Consider the following 20,856-nt stretch of genomic DNA (forward strand, 5'->3'; position numbering starts at 1 on the left):
GCTCCTCTCGGGGGTTACGGGGAACGTGCGGTCGTGACGCCTCTCCCGCCGGTCTCGTGACTCATGCCGACTCGCGGCGGGATGAATGACCAGGACAGGACCAACTCCCGCTCGGTAGGCGGGTGATCGGCCGTCAGACGGTCGAAGAGCACCTGGACCACGCCCGAGTAGTCCAGGTGCGGCTGGCCGGCCGTGCTCAGCGCGGGCTTGACGACCCGGCCCTCGGGCAGATTGCCCACGCCGACCACGGCCGCGTCGCCGGGCACGCTGCGACCGGAGTCGCGTATCGCCCACATGGCGATGATCGCGGCCCGGTCGGAGGTGGCGAAGACAGCGTCCGGCGGCTCCGGCAACCGCAACAGGGCCTCGACGGCGCGGTAGCCGGCGACGGTGTCGTCCGCGTCGGCGACGATGAGCGCCTCGTCGCGCGCGAGGCCGTGCCGCGCCAGGGCATCCAGGCAGGCCACGTACCGCTCGTGCGCCTCGCCGTCCGGCTCCCGGCCGGTGCGGTGGCCGACGAACGCCACGCGTCGCCGCCCGCTCGTGATCATGTGATCCAGTGCCTCGCCGCAGGCCTGTCGCGCCGGTATGCGTACCACGTCGAAGCCCCTCGGGACCACGCTGTTGTCCATGACGGTCATCGCTTGGCGGCCGCGCACCAGCGAGTCCAGGTCGAGTGCGGGCAGGAACCGCTCCGCCCAGATCAACGCCCCGTCGGCGATGCCCCGCCGCAGCAGTGCGTGTGCGTGAGCCGCACGGGCGGGGGAATCGGCGACGAGCACGATCACGCCGTGTCCGGTCCTGTCGGCCGCGGCGTGCAGTTCCCGTGCCACCTCGTCGTACGTCGGCCCGCCGATGGAGCCGACGACCAGGCAGACCCTCCCCCCAGTGCCTAAAGGGCCTGGGAGGTGCCCCCAGGTGCGCTGCGTGCGCAGGCCCCGTGCTGAGCTGCTGTGGACGTATCCGAGTTCCCGCACCGGCGGCCGGCACCCGCTCCCGGGTCTCGGCGCCGACCAGGCCGTCACGTCCGTTGACCACGTAGCTGACCGTCGCCACCGACACCCCGGCGCGGGTCGCCACTTCACGCACCGTCGGGCGGCTCCGTTGCTGCATTTATACGTTTAAAGCAACGGCGGGCGCGGGACGTCAACCCCCATGACACGCCTGGGCTTCGGCAAGCCGGTGCTCCCGTGCCGCGGGCGTGGACAAGGTGTGAGGCGGACGCAGGACCCCACAGGCCGGAGTCGCGCTCAGCGCCGAGCTCGGTGAGCAGCCGGAAATGGTGCTTCACTACATGGTGAGTGACGTCGATCTGGAGGGTGTCCAGATCCGCGCTGAGCTTGTCCCACCTGGTCATCTCGGGCGGACCGCTCGGGCTGGCGGTCACCAGCTCGCCACCGGGCGGCAGTTGTCTGTTGGTGGCCGCTCGGGCGCGGGACTGCCGGTGGAGCTCAGCAGCCTGCACCAACACGTCCCGTCGCGTCAGGTCGCCCGCGAGAGGACCGAGCGTGCCGATGCGGACCAGGGGCTGCGCGAGGGGCAGAGAGGGGCGGGCCCGCTGCCACACGTCTGCAGGCCGGTGCAGGGCCGGCCGGTCACGAGGCGTGCGGTCTCGGCCTCGCTGAGGCCATTGACGGTGGGGAAGGCGAGCCGCACGCCCCAGCCCTGTTCGGTCTGCTCGCCCATGTGGGTCGGCCCCGCCGGGCCGCGACCACAGGAAACGACGAAGTGTCCGGGGACCCGGCGGGTTTGTCAGGGCGTCAGTGCATCAGCAGTAGCCGCGTGTTCGGTACGAGCTTCCGGTTCACGCTGGTGCTCTGCACGAAGATCGTGAAGTCGTCGTTGTGGTCCGGCCTGACGCGGACTTCCACGTCCGGCAGGCCGAGCAGGGCTCGGGCCTCGGGCCCCGTGTACACCCGGTCCGTCTTCTTCTCCAGCACCGCGATCTGCTTCTGTGCCTGGACCTTCTCCGACTTGCTCAGTTGGTAGAACGCACCACCGGTACGGTAGGTGTGCCCGGATTCGATGACCCAGTCCCGGATCGCCGCAGCACGAGCCACCGGGATCAGCTGGTACTCCGACGGATTCACCGGGGTGAGGCCGGCCGCCTTGATGGTGTCCTTGTTGACCGTCTCCGCACCCGTGGAGAACACCGCCCGCGATCCGCGGATGCCCTGGGTGCGGCCCACCATGAATTTCTCGGTGGCCTGTTGGATGACCTGTCCGGCATCCTCCAGACCCTGTGTGCTCGTGGCGTCCCATATGGCGATGTTGTCTTTCGGGAACCCGCACTGCATGGCCTCGCGCTTGCCCATCTGGTCCGGCACGAGGACGGCCAGCGTCCAGTTGTCCTTCTGTGTCTCGATCATCTTGGCCACGGCCTCGACCAGTTCACGCGGATTCCTGGTCGGGGCATCCGGGCAGCGATGACTCGCGTTCTCCTGCCCGTCGGTGAGTACGAACGTCAGGAAACTGTGGTCGCCGTACAGTTGAGCTGTCTGCGCCAGCTCCCGCTGTGACTTCAGCGCGGCCGCCAGCAGAGCCGTCATTCCGCCCGCCCGGTACAGCTGCTTCAGCGACGGCATCCGCAGCACGTCCTTGTCGTAGATGACGCACTCCACCTTGTCCGCGAAGACGTACACCGTGACACGGGTCTCCTGGTCCAGCTCCCTCGACCGGCGGGCAAGATAGGCAATCTGCTGATCGGCGACTTCGACGACCTTGCGACTCAGATGCGACATGGACGAACTGGCATCCAGCACAAGAGCAACGTGATTGATGTAGTTCTGGTTTCCCGACATGACGGCTCCCCCTCTTCCCGAATCGATGCTCCTACCGTCTCACCCACCACTGACAATCGATCTCGGCTCCCGGAGTGGATGAAGAGCCCACCCGGCCAGGGGCGCAGCCGGACGCAGCCCGAGACGCCGAGCACTGTCACAGCCCGGGGCCTGTCTGTGTACTGGTGTGTCCGGCGGGTTCATCGGCCAGCTGGTCGTGACTTCTATGCCCATGCGACGCCCAGCTCAGCGAGCGTGCCCGCTGGGGCTCGGTGAGCTGGGCGCGGCGGGTGTTGCGTTGAGGCTGGCTTTGGAGTGGACGCCCTGACAATGGATCTTGAAGGTCCAGGAAGGGATACCCAGGTGGGACGCCAGTCTCCGTACCCGGAGGAGTTTCGGAAGGACGCCGTCGCGTAGTACCGAGCCGCCGGTGGGAAGTGCACGTGCGCGGCAGTGACTGCGGAGCGGCGGCAGGCGTCGCCGAGGAGATCCTGCTCGGTGTGGACACCCACAAGAATGTCCACACCGTGGCCGTCATCACCGTGCTCAGCGCGCCTTGGACGGCCGGAGCTTGCCGGCGACTGCAGAAGGCTATCGCCAACTCGTCTCCTGGGCCCGCTCGTTCGACGCCGAAACCGCCGCTCGAGCCGTGCTGTCGGGGCGTGCTGCCGCAGCGGCAAAGTCGAGCGACGGTCCGGTGGAGATGCCGCGGCTGTTCAAGCTGGCCAAGGGATCTGCTCCATGGGGGTATCGATGCCCTGGCCGAGTCGTTCTTCCAGGGCCTCAAGCGGGAGTTGCTCCACGGAAGGCGCTGGACTTCGAAAGTCCAGACGCGACCAAGTCTTCCGCCCACTCCCAGGGATCAACCTCAGGTGCGCCCCTGCCCGCCTCTACGCACAGCACCGAGCTGTGTGCGGTCCAGGCCGGCATCGGTGAACTTCTGGGCCACCGCGCGCAGTACGCGGGCCATGGTACGGGCGGGTGGGGTGGGGGTGCGGGACGTGGCGCGGGCGAGCAGGATGCGGCGGGTGGGGGCGGGTACGTCGGAGCCGAAGGGCAGCAGACGGACGTCGCTGCGGCGGCTGGTGAGGGCGAGCCGGGGAGCGAGGGCGATGCCGAGACCGGCGGCGACCATGGCCTGTGCCTCCTGGTAGTCGTGCGAGGCATAGGCGATACGCGGCTCGAACCCGGCCTGGCGGCAGCTGCGGCGCAGGACGTCGGCGACCGGATGGTTGTCGGCGCGGATGATCCATTCCTGATCGGCGAGGTCGCCGAGGCGCAGGGCGGGAAGGGTGCGCAGCGGGGAGTCGGTGGGGACGACCAGCACGGTCGGGTCGTCGAGGAGGTGTGTGAGGGTCAGGGCACCGTCGTCGACGCGGTTCCATTCGTAGTCCCACAGCAGCGCCTGCTCGACCTCGCCCGTGTGCAGCATCTCGCGCAGATGGCCAAGGACTCCGGCGCGTACCACGATCTGCACGCCGGGGTGACGGTGGCTGAACCGGGTGAGGGCGAGCGGCAGCAGCGAGGCGCTGGCGGTGGGGAAGGAGCCGAGCCTGAGGGTGCCCTGGTTGAGGTCGGCGTAGGCCTCCAAGTCGGCCTCGGCGGCGCGCAGTTCGCGGCGGATGACCCGGCCGCGCTCGGCCAGTGCGGCGCCCGCGGGGGTGGTGCGGATGCCGCGCGGCAGCCGTTCGATCAAGGGCTGCCCGGCCTCCCGTTCCAGCAGGGACATCTGCTGGGAGGCTGCGGAGGTGGTCATTCCCATCGCATCCGCGGCGGCGGTGAGCGAGCCGCGCTCGGTGGCCTCGGTGAGCAACAGCAGACGGCGCACGTTCAGCATGCAGGAGAGTTTAGCTGACCTAAACCATCCTGAAGAAATCTGTCATTGTGCCCAAGTCGTGCTTCTGCGAAGGTCTTCGCATTCGCCGAGTGGTTCACCGGATCGCAACACGCCCGTAACCGTCCGCCCGGCGCTCTCCTTCCCCATGCGACCCAGGAAGAGCTTGAAGCTGTGCACACTCCCGCGACTCTGGTACGTGGCGGCACCAGCAAGTGCTGGTTGTTCAGTCAGGTCCATGTCCCCGTCGACCGCAGTGAGTTGGAGAAACTGCTGGTTGCCGCCTATGGCTCCACCGATCCGGTGGAGCTGGACGGGGTGGGCGGAGCGACACCGACCACCTCCAAGGCCGCCGTCGTCGGCGCCTCACCCGAACCCGGTGTGGACGTCGACTACCTGTTCGGGCAGGTCGGTATCGGCACCGGCACGGTGGAGTGGACCAGCAACTGCGGTAACTGCGCCACCGGCATCGCCCTGTACGCGGTGGCAAAGGGGCTCGTGCCCATCACCGGTGACCGCACCCGCGTGGTGATGCGGAACAGCAACACCGGTGCGCTGCTGGAAGGCGTGGTGGACACCACGGGCGGCAGGGTTCACGAGTTCGGCGACCAGACCGTACCGGGCACCCGGGCCGGCGGGGTGGCGGTCGGTCTCACCTTCCTCCGCCCGGCCGGCGGCACCACGGGCTCGCTGCTGCCCACCGGGCGGGCGGCCGACGAGTTGCGGCTCGGTACCGCAGCAAGGCCGCAGCGGGTGAGCATGGTGGACGCGGGTGCCCCCGTTGTTCTCGTGGACGCGCTCGACGCCGACCGCACCGGCGCCGAGACCCTGGACCAGATGCGTGCCGACGTGCCGTGGCTGCGCGCGGTCCGTCATACGGCCGCGCCGCTGATGGGACTCCTCAGGCCGGGTGAGACCCCCGGTGACGCGGTGCCCAAGGTGGGCCTGATCGGCCCTCCGGTGCCGTACACCACCACTCTGGGCGAGCCGATCGCCGCCGGCGATTACGACGTCTCGGTCCGCATGCTCACCATGAACGCCCCCCACCCGGCGATCGGTCTCACCTCCGCTGTCGCCGTCGCGGCTGCGGGGCTGCTGGAGGACTCCGTGGTCTCCCGGGCCGCCGCCGGACCGCGCGGCGAGTGGCTGCGCCTCGGCACCCCCGCAGGCGTCGTGGCGGTCTGCTGCTCGGACATCCACCAAGGCGTCCCCGAGCGGGTCACCGTGCAGCGGGCCGCCCGGCTGCTCGCCGACGCACGCATCTACGTACCGGATCCGGGAGCGCGCAAGGCTTCCTGACCGGGACGAATCTCACCTCGGGCGGCCGGTCCCCAGCCGTCCGCCCCCGGGGTGGCCTCGCGCCCTCGGGGCGCGCACTCCTGTCCCCTCCTGCACCAAGGAACAAAGATGTCTCCTGAAGTGATCTCCATAGGCGCGCTGCTGGTGATGTTCGTGATCGGCACCGTGCTGCCGATCAACCTGGGCATTCTTGCCTTCGTAGCGACCTTCGCGGTCGGCACTGCCTCGCTCGGCCTCACCGAGGACGAGATCTTCGAAGGCTTTCCGGTGAAGCTGTTCGTGACGATCGTGGGAGTCACGTACCTGTTCTCCGTCGCCCGCCGCAACGGCACCATCGACCTGCTCGTCGCCGCGGGGGTGCGGCTGGTGCGGGGGAAGGTCGCGCTCATCCCCTGGGTGCTCTTCCTCGTCGCCGCCCTGCTGACGGCGTTCGGAACCTTTACCCCCGCCGCCGTCGCGATCCTCGTACCGATCGGCATGAACTTCGCCCACCGCTACAAGCTGAACCCGCTGGTGGTCGGCATGATGGTGATCAGCGGCGGCCACGCGGGCGCGTTCTCGCCGCTCGCCGTCTCCGGTGCGCTGGTGCTGGGCCTGGTCGACAAGACCGAGCTGCATGTCTCTCCCGTGGCGCTGTTCACGGCCAGCTTCGTGATCAATCTGGTGCTGTCGCTGCTCACCTACGTACTGCTGGCGAAGCGTCCTGTTCCGCTGGCGGAGCAAGAGGACGCGACGAGAGACAACGAAGACCTCGCCGTCTCCGGCAGGCCCGACTGGCGGCAGTGGCTGACCCTCGCCTGCCTGCTCGCCCTCGTCGTCGGGGCGCTCGGTTTCCAGCTGGAGATCGGCTTCCTCGCCCTGGGCGCGGGTACCCTGCTCGCCCTGGTGGACATGAAGCGACAGGAGAAGGCGGCCGACGGTATCAGCTGGTCCACCCTGCTGCTGGTCGCGGGCATGATGACGTACATCGCGATGCTGGAGAAGGCCGGGATCATCGAGACGATCTCCGAGCACGCCGCGGGCCTGGGCGCCCCGATCGTCGTAGCCCTTCTGCTGTGCTTCACCGTGGCCATCACCTCTGCCTTCGCCTCCTCCACCGCGATCCTCACAGCGATCATCCCCATCGCCGTGCCGTTGCTGCTCTCCAGCCACCTCAGCGCCGCCGGACTGATCGCCGCCCTGGCGGTGTCCACCACGATCGTCGACACCTCCCCCTTCTCCACGAACGGTGCCCTCGTCCTGGCCAACGCGCGCGGCGTCGACGCCCGCCGCTTCTACCGCCAGGTCATCAGCTACACCGGCGGAATCGTCGCCCTCGGCCCCGTCGTCGCCTGGGGTGCCCTGGTCCTGCCCTGGTCGTAGACCCCCGGACAGCGACGAAACGACGGACAGCCGCCCGGCGCGATCACCGCGCCGGGCACCGCCGCGACGTGACCCGGTTGCGGCTTGTCGGGTTCGGTCCGGTGGGTGGCTCGGCCTGGCGAGGGGTTCTCCGGGCAGGTCGGAGTGGGTGGCGGGGTGAGGGGGCACTGGCATGGAGGCATCGGTGGGTGGGGCGCTGTCGTGGGGCGTCATCTGATGGTGGGTGACGCTGTCTCAGGGGTAAGGGTTCTTCTCCTCGGGCGGGTGGGGGCGGGCCGGGTATGATCGGGGAAGGGTGCAGGAGGCTGGAGGGGGATGAGGGCCTGGACAGGTTGCCCAGGGCTGCTGTTGTGTCCCCGGTACGCCGACGGCATCCCGCTCGGAGCACATGGCTGAGCGCCCGGGGCCGCCTGCGGCCGATGGCGGCGTTCCGGCGCCGATGCCCGCACAACCCTGCACAACCCCGTATGACACGGAGTTGTTCACTGGATGGTGCTGGAGAAGCCGGCCGAGGTGGCTCGTGACTCGCGGTGTGCTCCGGCGGCGTTACTAGGGTTTTTCCCGTCCTTGCCGACCGAGACTCTCACCGTGCCGCATCCGAGAGAACCCGCAGAACACGCTGTCTGACCCGAGCCGACGCCCCGCGTCCCGACCCGGGTCCAGGCCCAGGTCATTCCGACGGGGCGGCCGCCCATCCCCCGGGGCGGCCGCCCTCTGCGTGCACTCGCGTGGCCGCGCCGTGCCTCCGCACCGGGCAGACGCTCGGTCCGTGACCACCCCGGCCCGGGCCCGGCCGAGCACAACCCGCATCGGTAACCGCTGTCGAGGTGACGTGAGATGGACAACGAACACAAGCTCAGGGACTACCTGAAGCGGGCCACCGCCGACCTGCGGCACAGCCGGCAGCGCGTCCAGGAACTGGAGGCCGCCGCCCATGAGCCCATCGCCATCATCGGGATGGCCTGCCACTACCCGGGCGGGGTGACCGACCCCGACGGCCTGTGGGACCTGCTCATCGACGGCAGACACGGCATCGGACCCTTCCCCGACGACCGCGGCTGGGACCTGGCCCGCCTCACCGGCGACGGACCCGGCCGCAGCCGCGCGCGCAGGCGGCTTCCTCGACGCGATGACCGAGTTCGACGCCGGCGTTCTTCGGCATCGCCCCCGCGAGGCCCTCGCCATGGACCCCCAGCAGCGGCTCCTGCTGGAGATCCGCCTGGGAGGCCCTCGAACGCGCCGGCATCGCCCCCACCGCACTGCGCGGCAGCCGCACCGGCGTCTTCGCCGGCACCACCATCCAGGACTACGGCAAGGTCGTCGCCGCAGCCCGCGAGAACATGGACGTCTACGCCACCACCGGCCACGCCGCCGGCGTGATCTCCGGGCGCATCTCGTACGTCCTCGGCCTGGAGGGGCCCGCCGTCACCGTCGACACCGGCTGTTCCTCCTCCTCGTCGCCCTGCACTGGGCCGTGCAGTCGCTGCGCACCGGCGAGTCCGCCCTCGCCCTCGCCTGCGGCGCCACCGTCATGTGCACCCCTGGCACCTTCGTGTCCTTCACCGCCCAGGGCGGCCTCGCCTCCGACGGCCGCTGCAAGCCCTTCTCCGCCGCCGCCGACGGGGTCGGCTGGAGCGAGGGCGCCGGCGTCCTCGTACTGGAACGCCTCAGCGACGCCCGGCGAGCCGGCCACCCCGTGCTCGCCGTGGTCCGCGGTACCGCCCTCAACCAGGACGGCGCCTCCAACGGCATCAGCGCCCCCAACGGGCCCGCACAGCAACGCGTCATCCGCGCCGCCCTCGACAACGCCGGCCTCACCCCCGACCAGATCGACGCCGTCGAGGCACACGGCACGGGCACGACACTGGGCGACCCCATCGAGGCCCAGGCCCTCCTCGCCGCATACGGCCAGAACCGCGAACGACCCCTGCTGCTGGGCTCGGTGAAGTCCAACATCGGCCACACCCAGGGCGCCGCCGGAGTCGCCGGCGTCATCAAGACCGTGCATGGCCCTGCGGGCCGGCCTGCTCCCACGCAGCCTGCACGCCCAGGAGCCCACGCCCGACGTGGACTGGACCGCCGGCTCCGTACGGCTCCTCACCGCCAACACGCCCTGGCCGCACACCGACGCCCCACGCCGCGCCGGCGTCTCCTCCTTCGGCATCAGCGGCACCAACGCCCACGTCGTCCTCGAACAGGCCCCGCCCGCCGAGGAACCCGACGTCACACCCACCCCGGCCCTGACGCCATGGCCGGTGTCCGCCCGCACCGCCACCGGCCTCGACACCCAGCTCCACCGGGTCACGGCCGCCGCCTCCGGCCTGGCCGCACCGGACGTCGGTCACTCCCTCGCCACAGGACGCGGCCACCTGGAACACCGCGCCGTACTCCTGCCGCACGAGGACGGACCGCGCGAACTGGCCCGCGGCACCGCCACAGAGGGCGGCCTCGCGATCCTCTTCACCGGTCAGGGCAGCCAACGTCCCGGCATGGGAGGCGAGTTGCACGACCGCTTCCCCGCGTTCGCCGAAGCACTCGACGAGCTGCTCGGCCACCTCGACCCCGCCCTGCGGGACGTCATGTGGGGCGGCGACGAGGCCGCGCTCAACCGCACCGAACACGCCCAGCCCGCACTCTTCGCCGTCGAGACCGCCCTGTACCGGCTCACCGAATCGCTGGGTGTGCGCCCCGGCTTCGTCGCCGGGCACTCCATCGGCGAGATCACCGCCGCGCATGTCGCCGGTGTGCTGTCCGTCGAGGACGCCTGTGCCCTCGTCACCGCCCGCGGCCGCCTCATGCAGGTGCTGCCCGAGGGCGGCGCCATGGTCGCCGTGGCGGCGTCCGAGGACGCGGTGCGCCCGCTGCTCGGGGGCGACGTCGCGCTCGCCGCCGTCAACGGCCCGGCCTCCCTGGTCCTGTCCGGTGCCGAGGGCGCCGTACTCGCGGCTGCCGACCGGCTCCGTGACGCCGGGCACCGCACCCACCGGCTCGCCGTCTCGCACGCCTTCCACTCACCGCTGATGACGCCCGTCCTCGACGACTTCCGCGCCGTGGTCGCCGGGCTCACCTTCCACGACCCGCGGCTGCCCGTCGTCTCGACCGTCACCGGCCGCACCGCCACCGCCCGCGAACTGCGCGACCCCGACCACTGGACCCGGCACACCGTCGCCACCGTGCGGTTCGCCGACGCCGTACGGACCCTCGCCGCCCAAGGCGTGCGCGCCCACCTCGAACTCGGCCCCGACGGCGTGCTGAGCGCCCTCGTCGAGGAGACCCTCGCCGACCCCGAGACGGTCGCCGTACCGCTCCTGCGCGCCGACCGCAGCGAGGAACTGTCCCTGGTCACCGGCCTGGCCCGGCTGCACACCGCCAGCGCTGCCGGAACCGTCGACTGGGCCGCGCTCTACCAGGACACCGGTGCCCGCCGCGTCGACCTGCCCACCACCGCCTTCGAACGGCAGCCCTACTGGCCCACCGGCACCGGCCGCGCCCGAGACGCCACCGGACTCGGCCTCGGCGCGTCCGGCCACCCGCTGCTGGCCGCCACCGTCGACCTGGCCGACGGCGAGGGCGTCGTCCTCACCGGCCGGCTGACCCCCGCCCGGCAACCATGGCTCGCCGACCATGTCGTCCACGGCCGCGTCCTGCTCCCCGGCACCGCCTTCCTGGAACTCGCCCTGCGGGCCGGCGACGAGGCGGGCTGCGACCGCGTCCACGACCTCACCCTCACGGCCCCGCTCGACATCGCGGAACGCGAGGCCGTCCAACTCCAGGTACGCGTCGGCCCACCCGCCGCCGACGGCCGCCGCCCCGTCAGTGTCCACTCCCGCCCCGACACCGCCGAACCGCGGGCCGAGTGGACCGTCCACGCCTCCGGCCGACTCGACACCGCGTCGGACAGCCCGGCCCACCCGTCCCCCGACACCGCGTGGCCACCGCCCGGTGCCGAGCCCATCGATCTCACCGACTGCTACGACCACCTGGCCGAGCTCGGCTTCGACTTCGGGCCGGTCTTCCGCGGCCTGACCGCCGCCTGGCGACGCGGCACCGAACTCTTCACCGAGGCCACCCTGCCGAGCCCTGCGCACAGCGACGCCACGGCCTTCCTGCTCCACCCGGCCCTGGCCGACGCCGCCCAGCACGCCGCCACCCACGGCGACCTCGGCACCCTCAGCGAGGGCGGCCTGCCCTTCTCCTGGGAGGGCGTCCGCCTGCACGCCACCGGCGCCACCGCCCTGCGCACCCGCATCGCCCGCCTGGACGACGACACCGTCACCGTGACGGCCACGGACCCCGCGGGCAACCCGGTCCTCACGGTGGACGCCCTGGTCACGCGCCCCGCGACAGCGACCTCCCCCAACGTCCCCGACGCCCTGTTCACCATCGACTGGCCGTCCGTCCTCGGCGAGGTCACGGCCAGGGACCTCCAGCTCGCCGTCATCGGCACCGACGCCGACGACCTGGCCGACATCCTGCGCGCCACCGACATCACCGTCACCGCCGCTCCCGACCTCGCCACGCTCGAAGCGGCACCCCCCGTAGTCCTCACCAGCATCACCTGCGAGACCGACGACGCGCCCCTCCCCAACGCCCTGCGAGGCACCACCGAACACGTCCTCGGCCTCGTCCGGTCGTGGCTGGCGGACCCCCGCTTCGCCGACTCCCGCCTCGTCGTGGCCACCCCGGCCACCGGTGACCTCCCGGCCGCCGCCGCACGCGGCCTCCTGCGCACCGCACAGACCGAGAACCCCGGCCGCATCACCGTCCTCCACCTCGACGGCCGCGTCGACGGCGACCTGCTGCGCCGTGCCCTGACCACGGCCGAGCCCGAAGTACGCGCCGACGCCGGGGGCCTGCGCGTCCCCAGGCTCGTCCGAGCCCCGCGCGCCGCCGAACAGCCGCCTGCCTGGGACGTCTCCGGCACCGTCCTCGTCACCGGCGGAACCGGCGGCCTCGGCGCCCTCGTCGCCCGCCACCTCGTTACCCGGCACGGCGCCCGCGACCTCCTGCTCGTCTCCCGCCGAGGCCCCGACGCGCCCGGCGCCGACGGGCTCACCGCCGACCTCACCGAACTCGGCGCCCGGGTCCGCGTCACCGCCTGCGACATCGGCGACCGCGACGCCCTCGCCCGACTCCTCGACGGCGAGCACCTCACGGCCGTCGTCCACATCGCCGGCACCGTCGACGACGGCGTGGTCGGCGCCCTCACCGCCGAACGCCTCGACACCGTGTTGCGACCCAAGGCCGACGCCGCCTGGCACCTCCACGAACTCGCCCCCGACGTCGGCACGTTCGTCCTGTTCTCCTCCGCCGCCGGCACCCTGGGCGGCGCCGGCCAGGCCAACTACGCCGCCGCCAACGCCTTCCTCGACGCCCTCGCCGCACACCGCCACGCCCTCGGCCTGCCCGCGCTCTCCCTCGCCTGGGGCCCCTGGGACGTCGCGGGCAGCGCCATGACCGGCGACCTCACCGACGTCGACCGGGCGCGCCTCGCCCGCTCCGGTTTCCCCTTCCTCACGCCCGAGGACGGCCTGGCCCTCCTCGACGCCGCCCCCGCCACCGGACACACCACCGTCCTCCCCATCCGGATCGACCTCGCCGCGCTGCGCGCCCGGGACGACGTACCCGCGCTCCTCAGCGGCCTGGTCTCCCACCGCCCCACGCCAGGCCGCACGACGCTGCCCACGGCCGCGTCCGCCACGGCTCCCACGGACGGCCTCGCGCGACGGCTCGCCCCGCTCGACCCCGCCGACCGCAGGACCGCGCTCCTCGACCTGGTCCGCGAGCAGGTGGCCGCCGTTCTCGGCCACCAGGACGCCCAACGCGTCGAGCCCAGCCGGGCCTTCCGGGACCTGGGCTTCGACTCCCTGACGGCGGTCGAGCTGCGCAACGCCCTCGGCACGGCGACGGGCCTGCGCCTGCCCGCCACCCTGATCTTCGACCACCCCACACCCCGGGCGCTGGCCGAGCACCTGCTGCCGAACCTGTTCCCGGACACCGCCACGGGAACGACGGCACAGGTAGCGCCATCCACGACGACTCATCCAGACGACCCGGTGGTGGTCGTCGGGATGGCGTGCCGCTACCCAGGTGGCGTCCGGTCGCCGGAGGACCTGTGGCGGCTGGTGTCGGAGGGCGTGGACGCGGTGGGGGAGTTCCCGTCCGACCGTGGCTGGGACCTGGAGGGGCTCTACCACCCGGACCCGGAGCACCTGGGCACCTCCTCCACCCGGTCCGGTGGCTTCCTCCAGGAGACCGGTGGCTTCGACGCGGACTTCTTCGGGATGAGTCCGCGGGAGGCGTTGGCGACGGATGCGCAGCAGCGGTTGTTGCTGGAGTCGGTGTGGGAGGCGATCGAGCGGGCGGGTATCGATCCGACCTCGCTGCGCGGCAGCCAGACCGGTGTCTTCGCCGGTGTCATGTACAACGACTACGGAGTGCTGCTGTCCGGCGACGAGTTCGAGGGCTTCCGGGGGAGCGGCAGCTCACCGAGCATCGCGTCCGGTCGAGTCGCCTATGCGCTGGGCCTTGAGGGGCCGGCGGTGACGATCGACACGGCGTGTTCGTCGTCGTTGGTGGCGGTGCATTTGGCTGCGCAGGCGTTGCGTGGTGGTGAGTGTTCGTTGGCGGTGGCCGGTGGTGTGACGGTGATGTCGACGCCGACGACGTTCGTGGAGTTCTCCCGGCAGGGTGGGCTCTCAGCCGATGGAAGGTGCAAGGCGTTCTCCGACTCGGCTGATGGTGTCGGCTGGGCCGAGGGTGTGGGTGTGCTGCTGCTGGAGCGGCAGTCGGATGCCGTGCGGAACGGGCATCGGATTCTGGCGGTCGTCCGCGGCAGTGCCGTCAATCAGGACGGTGCGTCGAATGGGCTGACGGCGCCGAATGGTCCTTCGCAGCAGCGGGTGATCCGGCAGGCGCTGGCATCGGCTGGGTTGTCCGCCGGTGAGGTGGATGCGGTCGAGGCGCACGGAACGGGTACGACCTTGGGTGACCCGATCGAGGCACAGGCGCTGCTGGCGACCTACGGTCAGGATCGCGAACGGCCCCTGCTGCTCGGCTCGGTAAAGTCCAACCTCGGCCACACCCAGGCCGCTGCCGGTGTCGCCGGGGTCATCAAGTCGATCATGGCGATGCGGCACGGTGTCGTCCCGCGCACCCTGCATGTCGACGCACCGTCCTCGCACGTGGACTGGTCGGCCGGTGCGGTGGAGCTGGTGCGGGAGCGGGTGGCGTGGCCGCGGACGGGGCGGCCGCGTCGTGTCGGCGTGTCCTCCTTCGGGCTGAGCGGTACCAACGCGCACGTCATTCTGGAGCAGGGGCCCGTGGACGACGCAGAGCCGAGCGGCGCGCTCGGACCCGTCCGTGATCGTGCCGTTGGGTGGTGTCCGGCACGGTCGGGGTCAGGCGCTGGACGCGCAGATCGAGGTGCTGCGGGCGGTCGAGCCGTCGGCGGACGTCGCGTACACGCTGGCGGCGGGACGGGCCTCGTTCGGGCACCGGGCTGTGTTGCTGGCGTCCGAGGGCGGCGTCGCCGAGGTATCCAGAGGAACGGCGGCCGAGGAGCCGCTGGCGTTCGTGTTCTCCGGACAGGGTGCCCAACGCGTAGGGATGGGACGGGAGTTGTACGCCCGGTTCCCTGTGTTCGCTCAGGCGCTGGACGAGGTGCTTGCCGAGCTCGACCCCGCTCTGCGTGACGTCATGTGGGGTGAGGACGAGGAGGCTCTGAACCGTACGGAGTTCACCCAGCCCGCGCTGTTCGCCGTCGAGGTGGCGCTGTTCCGCCTCGCCGAATTCCTGGGCGTACGGCCGGACTTCGTGGCCGGTCATTCCGTCGGGGAGATCGCTGCCGCCCATGTCGCGGGTGTGCTCTCGCTGCGCGGACGCGTGTGCGCTGGTGTCGGCGCGCGCCCGGTTGATGCAGGCCCTGCCCGAGGGCGGCCTGATGCTCGCGGTCGAGGCCACGGAAGCCGAGATCGCTCCGCACCTCACCGACGAGGTGAGCATCGCAGCGGTCAACGGCCCCACGTCCCATGGTGCTCTCGGGCACGGAGGAGGCCGTTCTCGCGGTGGCCGCCGCGCTGCCCGGCCGCCGCACCACCCGCCTACGGGTCTCGCACGCTTTCCACTCGCCGCTGATGGAACCGATGCTGGACGATTTCGCCGCAGGCCCTGTCCGGCCTCGACTTCCACCGAGCCACGCATCCTGCTCGTCTCGAACCTCACCGGCGCTCTCACCACCCCGACGACCTGAGCGATCCGACTACTGGGTCCGGCATGTGCGGGGCACAGTGCGTTTCGCCGACGGACTTCGCACTCTCACCGACCAGGGAGTGACGCGCTTCCTGGAGATCGGCCCGGACGGCGTGCTGTCCGCGCTGATCGAGCAGTGTGGCGCCCGACGAGGCGCGGTCATCGTCCCGACGTTGCGCAAGAACCGGCCCGAGGAAGCAGCCGCTGCCTCACGGCCCTGTCCCGGCTCTTCACGCACGGCGTCCCGGTGGACTGGCCGGCGCTCTTCGCCGGCACTGGTGCCCGCCTCACCGACGCCCCCACCTACCCCTTCCAACGCCGGCACTACTGGCCCGCCGTCACCGCTTCCCTTCAGGACGCCGTGGCCCTGGGCCTGGAACCCGTCGAGCACCCGCTGCTCGGCGCGGCCGTGCCGTTGGTGGAGTCCGACGGGGTGGTTCTCGCCGGGCGCCTCTCGGCAGGTACGCAGACCTGGCTCGCCGATCACGCGGTGCATGGCCATGTGCTGCTGCCGGCGACCGCGTTCCTGGAACTGGTGCTGTGTGCGGGGGACGAGGTCGGATGCGGCCGGGTCGAGGAGCTGTCCCTCGGCGTGCCCTTGATCCTCGGCCCGCGTGAGGCCGTGCGGATCCAGATCGCCGTCGGCGCTCCGGACGAAGACGGCCGCCGTTCCGTCGGCGTCCACTCCCGCCCGGACACGTCGGACCAGGATCTGCCCTGGACGCAGCACGCCTCCGGCACCCTCGCCGCGCAGGACGGCTCTCCGCAGACGTTCGACGTCACGACGTGGCCGCCCGCCGAGGCACTGCCCCTGGACCTCGACGGTTTCTACGAGGGACGGGCGGAGGACGGATTCGCGTACGGCCCGGTGTTCCGGGGCTTGCGCGCTGCCTGGCGGCGCGGCGACGAGGTGTTCGTCGAGGCCGAGCTGCCCGAGCACGTTCCGACCAGCGGATTCGGTCTGCACCCGGCTCTTCTCGACGCCGTGCTCCACGCGGCCGCATTCTCCGGTGAGGAGGCCGAGGAGTCGGGCGGACTGCTGCCGTTCGCCTGGGAGGGCGTGTCCCTGCACGCGACCGGCGCCTCCACGGTGAGGGCCAAGCTGGTGCGTACCGCCACCGCCACGGGCACCGGAATCGGAACCGGCAGCATCGCTGTGACCGTGACCGACCAGGACGGGAACCCGATCGCATCGGTGAACCGTCTCGTCGTCCGCCCGGCCGACGACCGTCTCTGGGCGAGCCGCGCGGGCAGCGACCTCTACCGCATGGCGTGGACGCAGGTCACCGCCACGGAGCCCTACGGCGGCCCGCTCGCCGTCGTCGGCGAGGACATCACCCGGTCGGCCCAGGCATGGGGCGCCACCGCATACCCCGATCTCGCGTCCCTCACCGACACCTCTCCCGGCGTCGTCCTCGCCCGCATCGACGGCAACCCCACCGCTGATGACCTCGTCACAGCCCTGCATGACGCAACAGCTCACGTACTGCAGCTCGTTCAGGAGTGGCTCGACCAGGAGAGGCACCCCGATGCCCGCCTCGTCGTGACCACCGTTGGCATGCCCGAGCCGGTCCTCGGTGCCGTACGCGGCCTGCTCCGCACGGTGCAGAACGAACACCCCGGGCGCGTCGGCCTGCTGTCCTGGCCGGCGGGAGACGAGGTCGCCCCCGACCTGCTGCGCCGGGTCCTGGCCCTCGACGAGCCCGAAACCGCCGTGCGCGAAGGCCGGTTGGAAGCCCCGAGGGTCGTGCGGGCCACCACACCCGCAGACTCGGCGGCAAACTCCTGGACCGGCCCGGGCCCTGTCCTCGTGACCGGCGGTACCGGCGGCCTCGGCGCGGTCCTGGCCCGGCATCTCGTGCGCTCTCACGGTGTGCGCGAACTGGTGCTGCTGTCGCGGCGGGGCACGGACGCACCGGGCGCTGGTGAACTCATCTCCGAGCTGACGGAGTTGGGGGCGAACCGGGTGGACGTGACGGCCTGCGACGTCTCCGATCGTGACGCGCTGGCCGACGCCCTCACCGTCGCACTGGCAGGGCGACACATCTCGGCCGTCGTCCACGCCGCGGGCGTCCTGGACGACGGGCTTGTCGGCAGCCTGACCCCCGAGCGCCTGCACTCCGTCCTGCGCCCCAAGGCAGACGCAGCCTGGCACCTCCACGAACTCCTCCCCGACGTCCGGGCCTTCGTCCTTGTCTCCTCCGCCGCCGGCACCTTCGGCGGCACCGGACAGGCCAACTACGCCGCCGCCAACGCCTTCCTCGACGCCCTCGCGGAGCACCGCCGTACCCTCGGCCTGCCCGCCACGTCCCTCGTATGGGGACCGTGGGACCTCGACGGCACCGGCATGACCGGCGACCTCACCCCCACCGAACGCGAACGCCTCGCACGCACCGGCTTCCCCGCCGTGACCCCGGAGCAAGGGCTCACACTGTTCGACACCGCACTGGTCCACGACACGCCCGTCGTCCTTCCCATCCCGCTCGACCTGCGCACGATCCGTGACCGCGGTGACGTGCCCGCGGTGCTGCGGGGGCTGGTGCGCTCGCGTCGTCGGGTTGTCGCGGCGGGCGGTCTGCTCCAGCGGCTCACCAGTCTGGACGAGGTGGAGCGGAGCGAGGTGCTGCTTGACCTCGTGCGCGGGCAGGTGGCGCTGGTCCTGGGCCACGACAGCCCGGTCGGCCTCGACGACTCGCGGTCCTTCCGCGATCTGGGTTTCGACTCACTGCTCGCCGTCGAACTGCGCAACGGCTTGCAGTCGGTGACCGGGCTGCGGTTGCCGGCGACGTTGGTGTTCGACTATCCGACGGTGAGCGCGCTCGCAGGATTCCTGCTGGACGAGGTGCTCGGTTCGCGTACGGCCGCTCCGGTGACCCCGTTGACGGCGGTGGCCGACGACCCGGTGGTCGTCGTGGGCATGGCCTGCCGCTTCCCGGGTGACGTGGCGTCGCCGGAGGATCTGTGGCGGCTGGTGTCCCAGGGCGGGGACGCCGTGTCGGGATTCCCGGAGGACCGTGGCTGGGACCTGGAGCGGCTCTACCACCCCGACCCCGAGCACACGGGCACCTCATCCGCGCGCGAGGGCGGCTTCCTCACCGGCGTCGGCGGCTTCGATCCCGAGTTCTTCGGGATGAGTCCGCGGGAGGCGTTGGCGACGGACGCCCAGCAGCGATTGCTGCTGGAGTCGGTGTGGGAAGCCATCGAACGGGCCGGCATCGATCCGACCTCCCTGCGCGGCAGCCAGACCGGCGTCTTTGCGGGCGTCATGTACAGCGACTACGCCAACCTGCTGGCGGGTCCCGAATTCGAGGGCTTCCGCGGCAACGCCAGCTCCCAGAGCGTCGTTTCCGGCCGCGTCGCGTACACCCTCGGCCTGGAAGGCCCTTCCGTCTCCATCGATACGGCCTGCTCGTCGTCGTTGGTGGCGGTGCATTTGGCTGCGCAGGCGTTGCGTGGTGGTGAGTGTTCGTTGGCGGTGGCCGGTGGTGTGACGGTGATGTCGACGCCGACCACGTTCGTGGAGTTCTCGCGGCAGGGTGGGCTGGCTCCGGATGGGCGGTGCAAGGCGTTCTCCGACTCGGCTGACGGTGTCGGCTGGGCTGAGGGTGTGGGTGTGCTGCTGCTGGAGCGGCAGTCGGATGCGGTACGGAACGGGCATCGGGTTCTGGCGGTCGTCCGCGGCAGTGCGGTCAATCAGGACGGTGCTTCCAATGGGCTGACCGCACCGAACGGCCCGTCCCAGCAGCGGGTGATCCGTCAGGCGCTGGCGTCCGCGGGGCTGAGCGCTGGGGATGTCGATGTCGTGGAGGCGCATGGCACCGGCACCACGCTTGGCGATCCGATCGAGGCGCAGGCGCTTCTCGCCACCTATGGTCAGGACCGTGAACGGCCCCTGCTGCTGGGGTCGGTGAAATCCAACCTCGGTCACACCCAGGCCGCCGCCGGTGCCGCTGGTCTGATCAAGTCGATCCTGGCGATGCGGCACGGCACTGTCGCGCCGACCCTGCATATAGATGCTCCGTCGTCCCACGTGGACTGGTCGGCGGGTGCGGTGGAGCTGGTCCGGGAGTCGATTCCGTGGCCGGACAGTGACCGCCCGCGCCGCGTCGGTGTGTCCTCATTCGGGCTCAGTGGCACCAACGCCCACATCATCCTGGAGCAGTGGCGGGACGCCGACAGCGAGCCGGCGGCCGACTCTCCCGTTCCGTCGGTGGTGCCGCTTGTGGTGTCGGCGCGGTCGGGGCGGGCGCTGGATGCGCAGATCGAGGTGGTGCGGGCGGCTGAGCCGTCGGTGGATGTCGCTTACACGCTGGCGGGTGGTCGTGCGCGGTTCGCGCACCGGGCTGTGTTGCTGGCGTCGGCGGAGGGCATCGTTGAGGCTGCCAGGGGAGTGGTGGTCGAGGGGCCGTTGGCGTTCGTGTTCTCGGGTCAGGGTGCCCAGCGTCTGGGCATGGGTCGGGAGCTGTACGGCCGTTTCCCGGTGTTCGCCCAGGCCCTGGACGAGGTGCTTGCCGGGCTCGACCCCGCTCTGTGTGACGTCATGTGGGGTGAGGACGAGGAGGCTCTGAACCGTACGGAGTTCACCCAGCCGGCCCTCTTCGCGATCGAGGTCGCGCTGTTCCGGCTGGTCACCTCCCTCGGGGTCACTCCGAAGTACCTCGCGGGTCATTCCGTCGGGGAGATCGCTGCCGCCCATGTCGCGGGCGTGCTCTCGCTCGCGGACGCGTGCGCGCTGGTGTCGGCGCGCGCACGGTTGATGCAGGCCCTGCCCGAGGGCGGCCTGATGCTGGCGGTCGAGGCCACCGAGGACGAGGTCGTCCCGCACCTCACCGACGAGGTGAGCGTCGCAGCGGTCAACGGCCCCACGTCGATCGTGCTCTCGGGCGTGGAGGAAGCCGTTCTCGCGGTAGCCGCCGCCCTGCCCGGCCGCCGCACCACCCGCCTACGGGTCTCCCACGCCTTCCACTCCCCGCTCATGGACCCGATGCTGGCCGATTTCGCCCAGGCCCTGTCCGGCATCGACTTCCACCCCCACGCATCCCGCTCGTCTCGAACCTCACCGGCACCCTCGCCACCCCCGACGACCTGAGCGACCCCGCCTACTGGACCCGCCACGTCCGCGAGACCGTCCGCTTCGCCGACGGCATCCGCACCCTCACCGACCAAGGCGTCACCCGCTTCCTGGAACTCGGCCCGGACAGCACTCTCACCGCGCTGATCGAGCACAACACAGCTGAAGACGCGGTCGTCGCGCCGGTACTTCGCAAGAACCGTCCCGAAGAGGCAGTCGCCCTCACCGCCCTGTCGCAGCTCTTCGCGCACGGCGTCCCG

General features: G+C 71.3%; 9 protein-coding genes and 4 pseudogenes. 8 read left to right on the plus strand and 5 right to left on the minus strand.

The window, feature by feature from the left end; all coding sequences use genetic code 11:
* Positions 1 to 14: 14 nt before the first annotated feature.
* The 5 genes and pseudogenes from E0500_RS28810 to E0500_RS28825 form a co-directional block, all read right to left on the minus strand.
* Complete coding sequence (locus tag E0500_RS28810) at positions 15 to 977, minus strand: substrate-binding domain-containing protein (protein ID WP_309505174.1); 963 nt, start codon at positions 975 to 977, stop codon at positions 15 to 17.
* A gap of 52 nt (positions 978 to 1,029) precedes the next feature.
* Positions 1,030 to 1,113 (minus strand): annotated as a pseudogene (locus E0500_RS44270) (LacI family DNA-binding transcriptional regulator); the annotation flags it as partial.
* A 369-nt stretch (positions 1,114 to 1,482) separates the two neighbouring features.
* Positions 1,483 to 1,686 carry a hypothetical protein gene (locus tag E0500_RS28815; RefSeq protein ID WP_131568992.1) on the minus strand — a complete coding sequence of 68 codons (204 nt, stop codon included), beginning with the start codon at positions 1,684 to 1,686 and terminating at the stop codon, positions 1,483 to 1,485.
* A 74-nt stretch (positions 1,687 to 1,760) separates the two neighbouring features.
* Positions 1,761 to 2,801: a vWA domain-containing protein gene (locus E0500_RS28820; protein ID WP_131568994.1), complete on the minus strand. Its 1,041-nt coding sequence runs from the start codon at positions 2,799 to 2,801 to the stop codon at positions 1,761 to 1,763.
* Between the two features lie 847 nt (positions 2,802 to 3,648).
* Positions 3,649 to 4,617: a LysR family transcriptional regulator gene (locus E0500_RS28825; RefSeq protein ID WP_181587164.1), complete on the minus strand. Its 969-nt coding sequence runs from the start codon at positions 4,615 to 4,617 to the stop codon at positions 3,649 to 3,651.
* A 171-nt stretch (positions 4,618 to 4,788) separates the two neighbouring features.
* Here E0500_RS28825 and E0500_RS28830 point away from each other — a divergent pair, with 171 nt between their 5' ends.
* From E0500_RS28830 to E0500_RS45125, 8 genes and pseudogenes are all read left to right on the plus strand, one after another.
* The gene (locus E0500_RS28830; protein WP_131572214.1) at positions 4,789 to 5,913 is read left to right on the plus strand and encodes a PrpF domain-containing protein; all 1,125 of its coding nucleotides are present in this window, start codon (positions 4,789 to 4,791) and stop codon (positions 5,911 to 5,913) included.
* Between the two features lie 108 nt (positions 5,914 to 6,021).
* Positions 6,022 to 7,275, plus strand: coding sequence for an SLC13 family permease (locus E0500_RS28835; protein WP_220140628.1), 1,254 nt, complete (start codon positions 6,022 to 6,024; stop codon positions 7,273 to 7,275).
* 837 nt (positions 7,276 to 8,112) lie between these two features.
* A pseudogene (locus tag E0500_RS45100) lies at positions 8,113 to 8,304 on the plus strand (polyketide synthase docking domain-containing protein); the annotation flags it as partial.
* A gap of 131 nt (positions 8,305 to 8,435) precedes the next feature.
* Positions 8,436 to 9,220 (plus strand): annotated as a pseudogene (locus tag E0500_RS45105) (beta-ketoacyl synthase N-terminal-like domain-containing protein); the annotation flags it as partial.
* 61 nt (positions 9,221 to 9,281) lie between these two features.
* Positions 9,282 to 14,969, plus strand: a complete 5,688-nt coding sequence (locus E0500_RS45110; RefSeq protein WP_181587167.1) for a type I polyketide synthase — start codon at positions 9,282 to 9,284, stop codon at positions 14,967 to 14,969.
* Positions 14,884 to 15,411 (plus strand): acyltransferase domain-containing protein, encoded by a 528-nt coding sequence (locus E0500_RS45115; protein WP_309505175.1) that lies wholly within the window; start codon positions 14,884 to 14,886, stop codon positions 15,409 to 15,411. The genes E0500_RS45110 and E0500_RS45115 overlap by 86 nt, the downstream gene beginning before the upstream one ends.
* Positions 15,306 to 15,659 (plus strand): annotated as a pseudogene (locus E0500_RS45120) (hypothetical protein); the annotation flags it as partial. The gene E0500_RS45115 and the pseudogene E0500_RS45120, both read left to right, overlap by 106 nt.
* 113 nt (positions 15,660 to 15,772) lie before the next feature.
* A complete protein-coding gene (locus E0500_RS45125) occupies positions 15,773 to 20,614 on the plus strand; it encodes a type I polyketide synthase (RefSeq protein ID WP_309505176.1) in 4,842 nt (1,613 codons plus the stop codon).
* Positions 20,615 to 20,856: the final 242 nt, after the last annotated feature.

Source organism: Streptomyces sp. KM273126 (assembly GCF_004337435.2).
GTDB classification, from domain to species: Bacteria; Actinomycetota; Actinomycetes; order Streptomycetales; family Streptomycetaceae; genus Streptomyces; species Streptomyces acidicola.

Coding starts and splice junctions, on each gene's coding strand:
- E0500_RS28815 (WP_131568992.1), bottom strand. CDS start 1,686: ATGGGCGAGCAGACCGAACAGGGCTGGGGCGTGCGGCTCGCCTTCCCC.
- E0500_RS45115 (WP_309505175.1), top strand. CDS start 14,884: ATGGGACGGGAGTTGTACGCCCGGTTCCCTGTGTTCGCTCAGGCGCTG.
- E0500_RS28820 (WP_131568994.1), bottom strand. CDS start 2,801: ATGTCGGGAAACCAGAACTACATCAATCACGTTGCTCTTGTGCTGGAT.
- E0500_RS28835 (WP_220140628.1), top strand. CDS start 6,022: ATGTCTCCTGAAGTGATCTCCATAGGCGCGCTGCTGGTGATGTTCGTG.
- E0500_RS45110 (WP_181587167.1), top strand. CDS start 9,282: ATGGCCCTGCGGGCCGGCCTGCTCCCACGCAGCCTGCACGCCCAGGAG.
- E0500_RS28825 (WP_181587164.1), bottom strand. CDS start 4,617: ATGCTGAACGTGCGCCGTCTGCTGTTGCTCACCGAGGCCACCGAGCGC.